The sequence below is a fragment of the Ohtaekwangia kribbensis genome (assembly GCF_042676245.1).
Taxonomy (GTDB): Bacteria; Bacteroidota; Bacteroidia; order Cytophagales; family Cyclobacteriaceae; genus Ohtaekwangia; species Ohtaekwangia kribbensis.
Genome location: NZ_JBHTKA010000001.1, coordinates 1,042,932 through 1,057,243, shown reverse-complemented (window position 1 = coordinate 1,057,243; position 14,312 = coordinate 1,042,932). Strand labels below are relative to the sequence as shown.

At 43.6% G+C, this 14,312-nt stretch carries 14 protein-coding genes; 7 read left to right on the top strand and 7 right to left on the bottom strand.

Annotated features, from left to right (window positions below):
• Positions 1-46 precede the first annotated feature (46 nt).
• From ACFQ21_RS04210 to ACFQ21_RS04190, 5 genes are all read left to right on the top strand, one after another.
• Positions 47-1,516, top strand: a complete 1,470-nt coding sequence (locus ACFQ21_RS04210) for a hypothetical protein (protein ID WP_377575281.1) — start codon at positions 47-49, stop codon at positions 1,514-1,516.
• Between the two features lie 132 nt (positions 1,517-1,648).
• The gene (locus ACFQ21_RS04205; protein ID WP_377575278.1) at positions 1,649-2,236 is read left to right on the top strand and encodes a hypothetical protein; all 588 of its coding nucleotides are present in this window, start codon (positions 1,649-1,651) and stop codon (positions 2,234-2,236) included.
• An 81-nt stretch (positions 2,237-2,317) separates the two neighbouring features.
• Positions 2,318-3,775 carry a hypothetical protein gene (locus ACFQ21_RS04200; RefSeq protein WP_377575275.1) on the top strand — a complete coding sequence of 486 codons (1,458 nt, stop codon included), beginning with the start codon at positions 2,318-2,320 and terminating at the stop codon, positions 3,773-3,775.
• A gap of 25 nt (positions 3,776-3,800) precedes the next feature.
• Positions 3,801-4,112 carry a hypothetical protein gene (locus ACFQ21_RS04195; protein WP_377575272.1) on the top strand — a complete coding sequence of 104 codons (312 nt, stop codon included), beginning with the start codon at positions 3,801-3,803 and terminating at the stop codon, positions 4,110-4,112.
• Between the two features lie 44 nt (positions 4,113-4,156).
• Positions 4,157-5,524, top strand: coding sequence for a GH25 family lysozyme (locus ACFQ21_RS04190; protein WP_377575269.1), 1,368 nt, complete (start codon positions 4,157-4,159; stop codon positions 5,522-5,524).
• 5 nt (positions 5,525-5,529) lie between these two features.
• Here ACFQ21_RS04190 and ACFQ21_RS04185 read toward each other — a convergent pair whose 3' ends face one another.
• From ACFQ21_RS04185 to ACFQ21_RS04170, 4 genes are all read right to left on the bottom strand, one after another.
• Positions 5,530-6,213 carry a response regulator gene (locus ACFQ21_RS04185; RefSeq protein ID WP_377575266.1) on the bottom strand — a complete coding sequence of 228 codons (684 nt, stop codon included), beginning with the start codon at positions 6,211-6,213 and terminating at the stop codon, positions 5,530-5,532.
• Positions 6,210-7,034: a sensor histidine kinase gene (locus ACFQ21_RS04180; RefSeq protein WP_377575263.1), complete on the bottom strand. Its 825-nt coding sequence runs from the start codon at positions 7,032-7,034 to the stop codon at positions 6,210-6,212. Before ACFQ21_RS04180 ends, ACFQ21_RS04185 begins: the two co-directional genes overlap by 4 nt.
• Positions 6,998-7,585, bottom strand: coding sequence for a hypothetical protein (locus ACFQ21_RS04175; protein ID WP_377575260.1), 588 nt, complete (start codon positions 7,583-7,585; stop codon positions 6,998-7,000). The genes ACFQ21_RS04180 and ACFQ21_RS04175 overlap by 37 nt, the downstream gene beginning before the upstream one ends.
• An 81-nt stretch (positions 7,586-7,666) precedes the next feature.
• The gene (locus ACFQ21_RS04170) at positions 7,667-8,194 is read right to left on the bottom strand and encodes a hypothetical protein (protein ID WP_377575258.1); all 528 of its coding nucleotides are present in this window, start codon (positions 8,192-8,194) and stop codon (positions 7,667-7,669) included.
• A gap of 312 nt (positions 8,195-8,506) precedes the next feature.
• Between ACFQ21_RS04170 and ACFQ21_RS04165 the strand changes: the two genes are divergently transcribed.
• Positions 8,507-9,274, top strand: coding sequence for a YdcF family protein (locus ACFQ21_RS04165; protein ID WP_377575255.1), 768 nt, complete (start codon positions 8,507-8,509; stop codon positions 9,272-9,274).
• 79 nt (positions 9,275-9,353) lie between these two features.
• Here the strand turns inward: ACFQ21_RS04165 and ACFQ21_RS04160 are convergent, their stop codons facing one another.
• Positions 9,354-10,925 (bottom strand): hypothetical protein, encoded by a 1,572-nt coding sequence (locus tag ACFQ21_RS04160; RefSeq protein ID WP_377575253.1) that lies wholly within the window; start codon positions 10,923-10,925, stop codon positions 9,354-9,356.
• A gap of 20 nt (positions 10,926-10,945) precedes the next feature.
• Positions 10,946-13,678, bottom strand: coding sequence for a TonB-dependent receptor (locus ACFQ21_RS04155; RefSeq protein ID WP_377575250.1), 2,733 nt, complete (start codon positions 13,676-13,678; stop codon positions 10,946-10,948).
• Positions 13,679-13,793: 115 nt separating this feature from the next.
• Between ACFQ21_RS04155 and ACFQ21_RS04150 the strand changes: the two genes are divergently transcribed.
• Positions 13,794-13,928: a hypothetical protein gene (locus ACFQ21_RS04150; RefSeq protein WP_377575248.1), complete on the top strand. Its 135-nt coding sequence runs from the start codon at positions 13,794-13,796 to the stop codon at positions 13,926-13,928.
• 28 nt (positions 13,929-13,956) lie between these two features.
• On the opposite strand, the gene gldC is transcribed toward ACFQ21_RS04150, so the two are convergent.
• Positions 13,957-14,292 carry a gliding motility protein GldC gene (gene gldC, locus ACFQ21_RS04145; RefSeq protein ID WP_377575246.1) on the bottom strand — a complete coding sequence of 112 codons (336 nt, stop codon included), beginning with the start codon at positions 14,290-14,292 and terminating at the stop codon, positions 13,957-13,959.
• Between the last annotated feature and the right edge of the window lie 20 nt (positions 14,293-14,312).

Here is a 14,312-nt window from a genome sequence, read left to right as displayed (position 1 = left end):
AACCGAAAAGCCTTAACAGAGTAGGTGTAATTATATTTTTATAACGATGCCATCCACTATTCCATACGATCCTTCCCTGGTGTTGGGTAATATTGTTCACCAGGAGCGACTTGATAATCTCACCGCCATCAGCGCATTGCAAGCTCCGGTTGATGCTGCCGAAGACACGTTGAACTCTTTCATATCCATGAAGCGGAGCATTGATATGACGATCCAGGAGTTGATCAATATGCAGATTGATACAACCGAGTTAATTAAAGAAAGTGCCGAGGTTGGTAAGAAGATACAGGAATCGGCTATAGTCTATGCCAAGGCCAAGCTTGACGCCGAAACCAAGATGCAACCACTACGCGCCAAAATTATAGGTGTGCATGATGATATTGAAAGTCCCATAGACTATAACAAGACCGACATCAAGAAGATGCAGCTTTCGGCCGACTCACTGAAAATGAATGTGCAGTATTTTGCCTTTGACGAGAATCAACAAAGCTCCGATACGCACGCTGCCACTATCAAATCGTTTGTGAGTGAAGAAGTAAGCTATATGGGCGAATCATATCAGTCGCAGGCCAGCAGCGCTGTGCAGGCACAAATGAATAGCCAGCACTCGCGGCATAGTATATCCGGTACACTGGTAATCAGCGTTACATGTACACATCGTGATGCATCACTTCTGGCTCCTTTTATACTTGATGTTGATAAAGCTGTGCGCGTTTGGAATCGCGTCTATAAAAGTGATATGATCAAAACGGATAGCATTACGAACATGGCGCAGATTGCAGCGCAGTCGGGAACAGAAAAAGAAAAATCACTCACCATTCTTTCCGGTGCTACGTACGGTTCATGTTTTATAGGCATGGTACATATACTCGATACAACGGACACGCGTTCGAGCGAAGCGATGTATTCTGTAGCGGCTTCGTTGCAAACTCAATTTAAGGTTGGTAACTGGCTGGCAAAGGCGTCCGGAGGAATGGGTGTCGATAGCAGTTTCTCCAATGACGCCAAGAACTTATTGAGTTCGCAGAATGTGACATCGCATTGTACACTGGTAGCCATGGGATCTATACCTTCCATTAAGTCCAATACCGTGCAGATGGGAGTGAAGGGATTCGCGGATGATGACGGGGCAAAGTCCATGGCGGCTGTTCAGAAACTACAGAATGCAACGGCGACTGAAAATGATTCGGTGGATTCTTCCGCAGAAGCTGCCCGCACCGGCGGACAACTGGTAGCAATGAAGAGCTCGCAGATATCGGCTACACTAAGTGCGTTGTCGGATATAGATAAGCAATCCAACAAGGTGATCGACACGAATTCGATGATGGATGCGCTGGAAGACTATATCAATAAATGTCTTCAGGGAAATGTAGGCGTACCGATCAATTACTATCTCAAGCCTATAACCAAATCGCAGATCGCACAGATGTGGATGACTAAATACTATCCCGGACAGTATCTGGCTATATCGGGTGATGATAGTGCTCCAGCAAATAACAATGCACCTAAGTCTTGATATTCATTAGCTAAAATATAGGTCATTCATTCTATAGAATAGAACGGAGTTCCTTGAAAATCCTTCAAGAGAGTAAAGCGTGGATGCCGAAAAACGATATGAGTAAGCTGAAAAACTAAAATCTTAAATACAATGGAAGCGTCTAAATTAAATCAAAACAAATGGGGTGTTTGTGGTTTTGTCGCTGCGATTCAGGCGGCCTCTGATACCGGTGTTGTTAATTTGCTAAAGGACACAGACTATAATACATTGTTCCCGGTGATCGATAAATTCTGCGGCAGCAATGCCGATATTGAGAAAGAGCTTTTGGATTTCTCTGCGGTGTTTGGTGTGCAGTATGCCTATAAAAATCTGGCAGAGGTAGTTGGCAAAATGAAAACTGATACAACGTTGCTGGGAGATAATATGGGAATTGCAATGACTGCCAACGGAGTAAGCAGGCTTTGTAAAAGTCTTGGGCTGAAAAATTCAGACTTCCATGGCACGACCGCCACAACCAACTCGCTGGCGAGTAACCTGAAAAGCAAAAAGACGATATATGGCTTGGGACGAGCTACTGGTAAACCAGGCGGTTATCGAAATGGTCTGCTGCACTGGGTATATATTGATTCCAATGGAAATTTGTTGACCTGGGGGCAATCTGTTTCCCCCGATAAAACTGTCGATTTCTTGACCTCAAACGGGTACGATAAAGTTACTCACTATATACCGCTCAATTAAAGAATACCTATATCATATACCCGCCTGCTAAGGCATTGGCAGGCGGGATGTTTTACTTTTCTTTTACGAAAGCAAAAAAACGTGGCTTCATCCATACCATACGATCATCCGTCCCTTGTTCTCGGAAATATAGTGGATACTTCTATTCTGAACCGGATGAAGAAGATTGGTAGCCTTCAGGCGAAGACCGATGCTGCCATGGATAAACTGAACTCGCACATCGCCATGAAACGGAGTCTTGGTATGATGCTGAATGAGTTGGTGAACCTGAATATTGATGTAGCGGATGTAAATACCAGGATCGCGGAAGTAGATACCGCTATTACGCAGGCTGCTGTCGACTATATGACAGTACGCCTTGCCAATGAAACGGGCATTCAGCAACTACGCGAAGAAATTACTGAGCAAGAGGTAAGTGATACAATGGAGAGTCCGATTGACTATACCTTGAGCAGTATAAAGCGATTGCCGCTATCTTCTGAATCACTGAAATTGGATGCACAGTATTTTTCGTATGGGAGCAACGAAGAAGACGCTTCCGCCAGTATAGAGAACTACATTCGCGAATCAACACGAAATATAGGAGCAAAGTCTGATGAGGTAGCAAAAGCTGCAACGGAACAGATAAGGCAGCAACGCAAAAATCACAGCCTTGCCGGTACACTGATCATCACAGCAAGTTGTACACATCGGAACGTAGCCATCATCGAACCGTTTATACTCGATGTCGATAAAGCTATACAAACCTGGAACGCAATATATAGGGATGAGCCGATCAACGTTGATGAAGAAGAAGGTGTCCAGACAATAGCAAAAGGTTCCGAGGCAAGTGGAGATAAATCGCTCAGTATACTTTCCGGAGTTGCGTATGGGTCAAGCTTTGTAGGCATGGTACATATACTGAACAAGACACTCACCGATTCGGCATCGATGGTCTCGCTGGCATCTGATATACAGGGCAGGCTAAAGATCGGGAGCTGGCTGGAAGATGCGTCCGGAGGTTTTGGTGTTGATTCATCCATCGCCAATGAAGTAAAAAATTTACTCAGTACACAGAATATAACGTCTCACATCAGTGTGATTGTTATGGGCGTGCTGCCTTCGATTGCCTCAAAACAATTGAGCCTGGGGTTGAGTAAACTGGTTGATTCCGATTCTGAAAAAATGACTAATTATTTATCAGCTATATCTGCTGCAACCAGCGCAGAAGCAGAAACACTGGAGACAGGAGCTACCGGTGCCAGGACAGGAGCGCGGTTGTTGAACATGCAAAGCGCAACTATAAAAAGCGTAATGCAGGGGCTGGATAAAATTGACCAGGGCGCAAACCAAATGCTTGATATTAATTCGATGATGGCGGCCTTCGAAAATTACCTGGATCAGATCAAAGCGAAAGACCGTGACGTTGGTGTGCCCGTGAGTTTCTACTTAAAGAATATCAATCGAAAGCAGTTAGCGAAGTTGTGGCTGGATAAATATTATCCCGACAAGGAAAAGCCTGCTGCGAACAACGTGCCTCCGGTAACTGATGTAAAATAAATTTCTTTTAAACTATATACCTGTTATGAATCATCGTGATAAAACTGAAGAAGAGATATCCAGAATTGTAGGTCACGTTTATGATGGTTCTATAGCGTTGCTGAGTGCGTGTATTTTGATTATTACGTTGTTTGAGGTTGCAGATAAACGCCAGGCATATTTTATAGATGAAGTGCTTTGTGTTTCATCTCTTTTCTTTACAATCTCCATGATGCTGTCATACTTTTATTTACGGGGAGTTTGTGGTATTCGGTATCGCATTATTGCGAACGTCATTTTTGTCATCGGCCTGGTTAGCATATTGGTAGCCGGTATATTTCTGATCATGGAATATTAGCAGTGTATGTTTTTATTTTCAGTGTTACTCTGTAATAATCTGGTATGCGTGCTTTTACCGAAATAGAGAAGAGGTTTATTCGCAGGCTTGTTTCCATGCCGGCCGATGGTGTCTTTTCGATCAGTCAGCTACTGGCGCAAACACTGTTTACGAAACGCTACAGACGTGCCCTTATTCTTCAGACGGAAGCGCGGTTTGCTGTGCTTTACATCCATGCAGAAATCTTTAAGGATGAAAATCTTCGGAAAAAAGAAACTGCTTTATTCCTGGATATACTTTCTTTGATACGTTACCTGCGCGATCAGCGGTATATATCTTTGTTCATCGGCACCACAACCCGGCTGAAGCCGATGTACTTTTGGCAGGATGTTGTTACCTATCCCGTTCCTAAAAAGGATAAAGTTGTGTTGAATGATAATGGCTACTATACTGCGCATCCTGAATTTATTTGTGATAAGAATGATCGCGTTGTATACCAGGGAATTTTATTTGATACCGATGCATACGACATGATGGCTGAAAACCTGGTGGGATCAGTATATATATCCCGCGCGCTTCGAGAGCTTGTGCAGCGAAATTTCAGATCGAAGGAAGATATCCGGTTTGAAAAATTGAAGCGTGTACTGATGGGATGTATCGCGGTAATGAGCTTGTTTACTATATCTGTCGTGATAGCGGCCTTCCGGTATAATGTTCCGGAGCGTGGAGTACAGGAGCCAATCAATACAGAGATCATCATACACGATACGGTGTCGCAGCACGATGAGCAGATTGATCATTCTGATTACAACACTATATCCACGCTATACGGCATTGATGTCTCAAAATATAATGGAGATGTGATAACAGAAATTAATGCAGAGGATAGTCTTAGTTTTATGATCTGTAAGGCTACAGAAGGCGTAACGATTACTGATCCTGATTTTTTGAGCAACTGGCAGGCGATGAAAACGAAGGGAATGATCAAAGGCGCCTATCATTTTTATCGTGTAAATGATGATCCGCGTAAGCAAGCTAATCACTTCTGGAAAACAATACAAAAGATCGATTCACTGGATATAGCCCCCATTGTGGATATTGAGCAGGGAAGTATAGCACGTTCTGGAGTTGTAGATATGATGAAACTGGAGCGTGAGCTGTTTCAGTTCCTGAACTATATAGAAACAAAAAGCGGCCGTATACCGATGATCTATACGGACCTCAGTTTTGCGAATACATATCTGAAACACGATGTCTTTGCACGGTACCCATTGTGGCTTGCCGAGTATACCAGTGACGATGTTCCTGTTGTACCCCACACCTGGAATAAGAAAGGGGTGAGGATATGGCAAAAGAAGGACAGCTATAACATTGCATCGCACCCGACAGACTTTGATGTTTTCTTTGGGAGCAAGACTGAATTATATAAATAGGGTCATCACAATGTATACCGGTCAACATCCACAAGATTATTTTTCAATGCAAAAACCACCAGGCCCGCTGTATTTCTTACGCCCGTTTTTTGTAGCAGATTGTTCCGGTGTCCATTAACCGTTTTTACACTGATATATAATTTCTCCGCGATCTCTTCTGCTGTTAGCTGGCGGCATACCAGGTCGAGTATTTCCTTTTCGCGTGACGTGAGATAGGTTGTGTCGTTAAGTGATATCTTACTTTTCTTTTTTTTTGAAAGACCATTCTGAATGGCATACATCGTGCGTTCGTTCAGGTAAAATCCTTTAATGGTTACTGCATGAATGGCTTCCCGTACTTCTTCGGGGTCGGTATCTTTTACCAGGTAGCCGTGCGCACCTTGCTCGATGAGATGTGAAATATAGTCTTCGTGTTGATGAACAGACAAAATTATAATTTTGATTTCCGGGTATGCAGACCGGATATGTATAGTCAGATCAATTCCGTTTAATGCAGGTTCTTTATCCGTTGGCAAGCCGAGGTCGAGCAGTATTACATCGGGTTTCTCAATCGCTTCCTTTAACAAAGTAACAGCCTCAACGCCTGTACTGGCTTCCAGGGTAACTTTCATTCCGGTCCACTCGTGAATAATAGCCTTCATTCCTTTTCTAAAAAGCAATTGGTCTTCAATCAGTCCGATGCGTATCATACTCGTGGTATATTTTCGGTGTGATGAGAATTTTGCATTTCCTTTACAGGCAGTATGATGGTTACAGCCATGCCCGTGGTATGTTGCGTTGTGAATGACACCGAGCCATTCAATACCGCCACTCTGCTCTCAATATTCTTTATGCCTAGTCCTTTTGCCGGTTCTGTCGTTTGAAACCCGCGACCGTCATCACAATAGCGTATATGCAGCGCGCTGTTAATCAGCTGAAATGTGATTGCTATACTCTTGGCGTTGGCATGTTTGATTGTATTGTTGATCAGCTCCATCAAGATTCTATATATACCCAGTTCCACTAAGGCAGGAACACGCTCGAAAGCTTCGTAATGTAGTGTCATATCGATGCCGCCTTGTTGTAGTATAGATGCTTGTCCCTCCATGACGTGAATCAATCCAAAAGTCTCCAGGGCAGGAGGAATTAACTCGTGGCTTATTCTCCTGGAGCTGTTCAACGCTGCAATTGTAAGTTCCTCTAGCGACACCAGGTAATTTCTTTGTTCATCGGAATAACATCCGGATTTGTTCAGTTGAATGAGGTTCATTTTTAGCATGGAAAGCACCGCGCCCACTTCATCATGCAGGTCGCGTGAAAAACGCATGCGCTCTCGTTCCTGTGTCTGAATGTTGCTTCGTAAAAGATCGAGTTGGTAATGATGTTTCAGCTCCTCAGTCTTTAGTCTTTCTTTTAGCAACGTATTCCGATATCGGGTATATAGCATAATGATAAAAATAACAGTCAACAGGAAACCCATTGTGCCGATCAATACTAAATGGAAGATAGCTTTTTCCTCTGCAGCTCCCATAGTGCTATTGATAGTAATATATTATAAAGTATGATGATAAAACCATGAATGCTCCAGATCGCCCGGTTGAGGTCTTTGGATAGCCCCTGTATATACTGACCAAAGGAAAATATCAGCAGGCATGTAGCCGAGTATATCAGGATGGCGTAAATAATCAGGCGGATCGATCTGCTGCCTGCGTAGGTGTCACCTTTTAAGGAACCAAGAAGATAGCGTAAGGCATAGAGTATAAATGCCGAACTGGCTACGCTTCTGCTGATGGTGTTATACCGGTATATTTCATGTTTATTGAATATAAAAGGTGTAAGCCATATAATAGTAAAGATGAAGCTTAACAAAAGCGCAGTTTTTTTGGATAAGAACGTTGTAATCGATCTGAAGAACAGCGTAATCAAAATAAACTCTACTAAGGTGTGAATGTGAAACAGCGGCATATTGTTCAGACTCAATGTCCAAAGTATTTTACTTACTATTTCCAGTATGAGCGTAACAATCACACTAACCGATAGCCAGTAGAAGGGAGGCGGTATCTTTCCGGGCAAGAGTTTCATAACAATAAAAGGAAAGGACACAGATATACTGCACGCCCATAGAACCAGTTTGGTGAATGAAATTTCCACCGGTGTTTGCTTTTATTGTTTTTGAACTTTACTGCTGCTGTTACTAATATATAGCGGACTTCCGGAGTCGCATGTGTTGGGACAAGGACTTGTCAGATCAAAAATGAAATCTTGCTCCCGGGAATTGGGAGCGATCATGTCGACCCCGGTCTCCAATACACCAACCATGAGTAGCTTGAACTCTTTATTCTGGGTGGAATCATTTTTACCAATAGCGAGGTATAAACGTATACCGATGGCCGGCACCTTCGAAGATTCAGCTTCTTTGATAAACTGTTTCAGATCTTCGATGGGGATGAAAAATCCCTGAAGCGCTTTGAGCGAGTCGATGACACAATTTTTTCGTTTGTTGTCGTTGGATGTTAGCTGGTTGATAAAACTCTTCCAGTCTTTTCGCCATTCAATCGCTAACGACTTGGGAATTTTATTGGAATTTTTAGGCTGAGCATACACGTGAACCGATGGTAACATCGTAACGATAAGCAATAAAAGAATGATGGTGCTGGCGCGTGCAGCGTTGAGGTAGATTGAGTGTAGCATGATAACATTTGTTATATGCTAATTTATAAATTAGAACGGATAGAATATACTCTGTATTTTTTTGTTTGTGAAAACTTTATACTGGATATATACTATATATGTTTTAACGTTTAAGTGAATGTTATGATAAACCAGCGCACCGGGCGCTGCGGACTTTCGTGAAAAATGTATATTTTATAGATCCGGGATCTGTTTGTTGCGTGACTTTATAGAGCTGTGTCGTGTTTTGGAATCCCTTTGATATCCCTTTGATATAAAAACGCGTCTTCGAGTGTTCAGATATTTGTACATTTGAGTTTAACCAAATGATCAATGTTCTTCATCATTTCCAAATTAGTCAACAACCTGATATTGCCGCTTGCTATTATAATGTTACTGCTGGTTCTTTCGATTGTATTGAAGAATCCGAAGTGGAAGAAGCGTCTGCAATACAGTGGAGTAATCCTGCTGTTCCTGTTTTCAAATGATTTTCTGGCTAATGAGGCGATGCTGGCCTGGGAGATCAAGCCGGTTGCATATAAAGATATGGCGCCCTATAAATTGGGAATTGTACTGACCGGAACCACTATTCCGGGACTCGAACCGAATGACCGTATATATTTCAGTCGCGGGGCCGATCGTGTTACCCATACTGTTGAGCTATACAAGAAGGGATTGGTTGGTACAATCCTGATCAGCGGTGGCACGGGCCGTTTGATTGCCGAAGACGAACCGGAAGCCGATAAATACAGGCGGGCTATGATGATGATGGGAGTTGATTCTACCGATATCATTATCGAGAATGAGACACGCAACACAGCTGAGTCTGCACAGCAGGTAGTAAAGATGCTCGATTCACTGAAGTATAAACCGGAGGAATGCCTGTTGATTACATCTGCTTTTCATATGAGACGTTCGCTTGCCTGCTATAAAAAAGTAGGTTTGAATATCCAGCCTTTTACAACGGATTTCTATTCGCATCCGCGGGAATATTATCCCGATGCTTTTATTATACCCAAGCTGGATGCGCTACATGTGTGGCATAAATTATTCAAGGAATGGGTCGGGATGGTTGCCTATAATTTTGCAGGGTATATCTGATGGAATTTCGATCTAGACTGTGCAAAAAAAAGAAAGCTGCCCTGCGGCAGCTTCTTCGGTTTAGGTTGTGTTATATCTTTTACTGTGGACTTACTGGAAGGCCAGTGCCTTTGTATAGTCCCAGATTTACTTGCGGAACTGTAGATCCAAATTTAGCATTTATTGCGTTAATAAAAATATTGGCAACATACGCATAGCCTCTGCTGTTCGGATGGATACCATCTTCCGAGAAGGCCCCGGTAGGAGGAGTCAGTGTAGGTGTAATCGTCACGCCACTCTTAACCTCGGCTGTAGCTGTTACAAGGGCTGAGAATGTTGCATTCACATCTGCCAATGCCAGGCGACTGTTGCTCTCTACAGTTCCTTTAATAATGTTGTTGAGGGCCGTAGTACGCGTGCGTATCTCGGTAACTTCCGTTGAAGTAAGTATATATTTATCTTCAAGCGGTACCGTAACACCATATACCATTTGTGCATTACCACCCACGGTAGTACCCAATATAGCTCCGGCGGATAAAGGTACGAGATCCGTATTTTTAGTCTGACGTGCTTTTGCATACGGTAAAAGTGCTGCAGCTTCTCCCTGCATATAGGGGCTGAGATCGGTAAGTGTCTCATCGGTTAACAAGATTGAATTTTGTCCTGCGGCATATGATACCTTGCGCAGATCACGTTCTGCTGCAGTGATGATACCCAGGGACGCAATCTGATCCAGAAAGCCATTATAGTTATTTGCTAAGTTCGTTGTAACAGTAGCTGCGGTGGCAGCATCCAACGGTATGGCATTCCATTTCACGGTTGTAAAATGTGGAATCGTAGCCACATCCGGTATATTTCCAACCACACCTTTCAGGTTTGAATTGGAACCGAGTATACCATTCAGTGCAAAATTATACTGCGCAGAGAAATCATCAATAGAAGTAAGTCCTACAGGACCTGATCCACCCGCTACAGCGTATGCGAGTACATCGCCATTACCTGCCCAGAACAGGAAGAATGTTCCCTGCGCTCCGATGGCATCGCCTAATATAGTGGAGGTTCCGGGAACAGAGGCAAAGCGTGCATACAGTCCGTTGTAAGCCGGGTTAGCTTGAGAATTAGGACCTCCTGTTGCAGCGGTAAGTATTTGTCCGAGAATTATACCGGGTACGCCAAAGTTATTCAGCTTCGATTTATCACCGGTATAGGCAGTCGGTAAATCTGCAGTGTTGTAGGGAGCCGGTACTCCGGGATATCCGGCTGGTGTAGGGCTTGCTGTTTTCGAGCCGCTTCCATCAGCATCAAACAATACCAGTCGTCCTAAAATTACACCGGCACCTACGTTCGAGTTGGTGGAGTTGAAACCGTTCACTGAATTTATATCCGGCTGGTTGAAAGTGGCCGAACCGCCAGCGCATTCAAACTGCTTGTTCAGAATTTTACCAAGCGAGTTGTTTTGTCCTTCGGTAAACAAGGCACCCGCCTGAAAGCCGGCCGTGAGAGCATCGCCAATCACAACAAATTTAGAGAAGTCAGCGGAACCAGCCGTTGCATCTTCACACGAAGTGTCTGTTGTTGTTTCGGGTGCTTGCAGATCTATATCTTCCTGCGAGCATGCGCCCAGCAACAGAAGCAATGAAAGTGTATATCCTCTATAATTAATCTTTTTCATGGTAAGTCAAGGTTTGGTTCTTACTTAAAGAATTCGTCAAAGGTCAATGATATATAGTACATCTGGCCTACGAATGGTCCACCGAAGTTAGTTCTGTAGTCACCGCCAAACAGGTTTGTACCACCGAGCTTCGCTGTCGTTTTGATGGAAGATATTTTGTAGCTCAGCTGTGCATCAAATACACCAAACTCAGGAATTTCAGCTTCCCCGAAATCAGACTGCCACAGGAAATTTTCCTGCCAGCGGTACGTAACGTTAAAGCCTAAGTTCTTGGTAACTTTACGATTGCTTAAACCAACTGAGAATTTATTTTCAGGTGTGTTGAAGCCTGCGCGGAAAGAGCTGTTCGCATCACGGTTGTCTTCGAACGTAGCGTAGTTGTAACCACCGCTCAAGGTATATCCTTTGAATAAGCTATAGTTGATACCAATACCGATACCGTATGAAGTAACATCATCCGGGAAGTTTACATACGGAGAATATATAGTTCCCGCAGCAACGGTTTTACCCTGGTGTGTTGTTGCTTTCTTCAATGCATAGTTGTCGCCACCGATGAAGTCCGTATAGGTTGTGTAGTATCCCGTAAGGTCTACAAACACTTTGTTGCTGAAGGTTCCGCGATAACCAACTTCCCACGACTTCAATTGCTCCGGACCAACGTATGGTATATTTGCTTCTACGAGTAGAGAAGGATTACCACCACTTGTAGTTCCGTCTGCATTTAATGTACCACCGGAACTTCTGAAGGCACGATATGAAGCTTCGGTATAGGCGCCACCATTATGTAATCCATAACGCGATGCATTGGCTTCTGTACTTCCCAGGAGGATGTTTGTACCTAAATCAAAGTATATAAACTGGGCTTGTGTATCCGGGTTGCGAAAACCAGTCTGGTAAGAAGCCCTGATGTTATGATTTTCGCTGAAGGTATATACCGCCGAGATGCGTGGTGTAATGCGGCCATCGAAGTTTTCGTTCTTGTCATAGCGAAGTGAACCGGTAAGTTTCAGAGCCTCTGCTATAGTTTTGGAGATCTGTCCATAGAAACCAAACTCGTTAATGGTAATGCGTTTGAAATCAGTTCCGTCATCCGGATCTTCATTGAAGATCGTTCCATCGGAGAACAAGCTATATTGACGGAAGTTACCGCCTACCTGTATCTCGGCAAATTTGATCTGGTCAGCAAAGTTATAGTTGAACTGGGCGTGATATAGTCTGGAGTTATCTTTGAATTTAGCTCCGGGAGGGTTGCGCTGGAATAAATCGTTGCGTACGGATTCAAGCAATGAATTATACTCGGCACTTCCTACAGCTGGTCTGTTACGATCAGCAAAGGCACGTGCTGCTGTGTGACTTCCGCCCGGTATACCCTGGTCTATAAAATATCCCTGCATAGCCAGTACATATTCCTGCGCCCAGGTTTGTGAAGGCTTGATGCGCTCATTTACATAAGAACCTAACGCAGCTACGTTGTATGAATCACCTGCGTTAGTCTCCGTCATATAGGCACGCACGAAGAAGTTGTTGTTACGTAATTCCAGTTTATGAAACTGTTGTGTGAAGTCGCGCAATGCATATTTCTGTGAGCCCTGGTATACGGAGCTACCACCACCGTAACGATAGTTATAGAGTATCTCTAAGTTATCAGTAATGCGATAGTGAAGCGCTACATCACCTTTTATACTTTTAGCATCGCGGTTATCAAGCAGGTCGCCTTCTTTCCAACCGGTTCTGTGAATGTTACCAACGCTGGGTACACCAGTGGGCAGTTCAATTTCATCACCATATAGGTTTAAGCCATCAAAATCAGGAGTACCGCTGAGGTCCGTTTCTGACGATGGTCTGTTGACATCTGTTTTATAGTCGTTACCATACCAGTCTTCGGCATCAAGCAATGACAGGTTTATCTTAAACGCGAACTTGTTGTTGAATGATTTTGCATAGCGTATAGCTACGTTATAATATGGAAATGCTTTATCCTGTGCATCGGATGTTGTAGCACCTCCTTTGAATTGCACACTCAATCCCGGGTAGTCAAACGGACTCTTGCTGTTCATGAGCAACAATCCGTTAAATGCGTTTGGTCCGTATAGGGCAGAAGCAGCTCCCGGAAGTAACTCCATACTTTCCATATCCAGTTCACCTATACCTACAATGTTACCGGTAGGGAAGTTGAGCAGGGGAGCTGAGCAATCCATACCATCAATGAGCTGTACAAATCTTGTGTTTGCTATCGTAGCAAATCCGCGTGTATTGATCTGCGGAAAATTTAAACTGCTGGAAGTCATCTGTACTCCTTTTACCTGCGCGAGTCCTTCATAGAATTCAGGAGCAGCGGTTGCCTGTATAGCCAGGCGATCAACGTGTTCAACCGCAGTGGGTGCTTTTGTAAGACTCTCCGGATAGAAACTTCCGGTTACAATTACTTCTCCCAGAACACTTTCTTCAGGCTCTAATTTTACATCCAGTCCTGTGGTGTTGGCATCGGTGATCTGCAGCTCGATCTTCCGATATCCAGCATAAGAAATTTCAAGCGTAAGCGGAGGCTGACTGTTTACAGACAACGAAAAATTTCCTTCCACATCGGCTGTGGTCCCGGCAACAGTTCCCTTTACTTTGATACTTGCCATAGGCATGGCTTCGCCCTGAGCATCTGTTACCTTACCCGAGATGGTAGTCTGCGCAAAGACCATCGAGCCAGACAACAGCATCACTAGCACGGTCGCTAACGAAGCCTTGTAAAAGTTTTTCATAGATACAATTTGGTTTGGTTCTTAGGATTATGACTTCCGTTTTTCAGAAACCCGAAATAGTATGCATACCGAGTTTCTTATCGAAAAGTACAAAAATTCTACAAAAAACAAACGTTTGAAATCACTTGTTGTAACGCTGGACCAATTAAAGGAGGGAAAAGAAGAGGTTTTTCAGGCTTTCTTTTTAAAAGAAAAAGTATCAGAAAAGACGAGTGGAGCGGTAAAAATCCGCGACTCTATCTATACCTGATACTTTTCTGACAGCGGGAGGGTGCTGTTTATTCGTCTTTTGTATTCTGGATGTGCTTTACAAGGCGCTCACACAACGCGTTGATCTCGTTCGCTATATATTCATCACCCGTAGCGGTAAGAGCACTTTGTGCCAGACCACCAATGCAATCAATATAAAAACGCTTCATTTCGTGCACGGGCATATCCTTCGTCCACAGATCGATGCGAAGTGTATTCTTATGCTTATGATCCCAAAGTGCCACACTCATGGACTTGGTTTCCGAAAGGCCTGGATCCGGCTTATCAGTAGCATCCCACAGGATTTTATCCGGCACATTATTATGATCCAGCTCGACAGAGAAATTTATGGTTGACTTTTTCATGGGAGCAAAAATAAAGAATT

Coding starts and splice junctions, on each gene's coding strand:
- ACFQ21_RS04170 (WP_377575258.1), bottom strand. CDS start 8,194: ATGCTACACTCAATCTACCTCAACGCTGCACGCGCCAGCACCATCATT.
- ACFQ21_RS04210 (WP_377575281.1), top strand. CDS start 47: ATGCCATCCACTATTCCATACGATCCTTCCCTGGTGTTGGGTAATATT.
- ACFQ21_RS04165 (WP_377575255.1), top strand. CDS start 8,507: ATGTTCTTCATCATTTCCAAATTAGTCAACAACCTGATATTGCCGCTT.
- ACFQ21_RS04180 (WP_377575263.1), bottom strand. CDS start 7,034: ATGGGAGCTGCAGAGGAAAAAGCTATCTTCCATTTAGTATTGATCGGC.
- ACFQ21_RS04175 (WP_377575260.1), bottom strand. CDS start 7,585: ATGAAACTCTTGCCCGGAAAGATACCGCCTCCCTTCTACTGGCTATCG.
- ACFQ21_RS04195 (WP_377575272.1), top strand. CDS start 3,801: ATGAATCATCGTGATAAAACTGAAGAAGAGATATCCAGAATTGTAGGT.
- ACFQ21_RS04155 (WP_377575250.1), bottom strand. CDS start 13,678: ATGAAAAACTTTTACAAGGCTTCGTTAGCGACCGTGCTAGTGATGCTG.
- gldC (WP_377575246.1), bottom strand. CDS start 14,292: ATGAAAAAGTCAACCATAAATTTCTCTGTCGAGCTGGATCATAATAAT.
- ACFQ21_RS04185 (WP_377575266.1), bottom strand. CDS start 6,213: ATGATACGCATCGGACTGATTGAAGACCAATTGCTTTTTAGAAAAGGA.
- ACFQ21_RS04205 (WP_377575278.1), top strand. CDS start 1,649: ATGGAAGCGTCTAAATTAAATCAAAACAAATGGGGTGTTTGTGGTTTT.
- ACFQ21_RS04160 (WP_377575253.1), bottom strand. CDS start 10,925: ATGAAAAAGATTAATTATAGAGGATATACACTTTCATTGCTTCTGTTG.
- ACFQ21_RS04190 (WP_377575269.1), top strand. CDS start 4,157: ATGCGTGCTTTTACCGAAATAGAGAAGAGGTTTATTCGCAGGCTTGTT.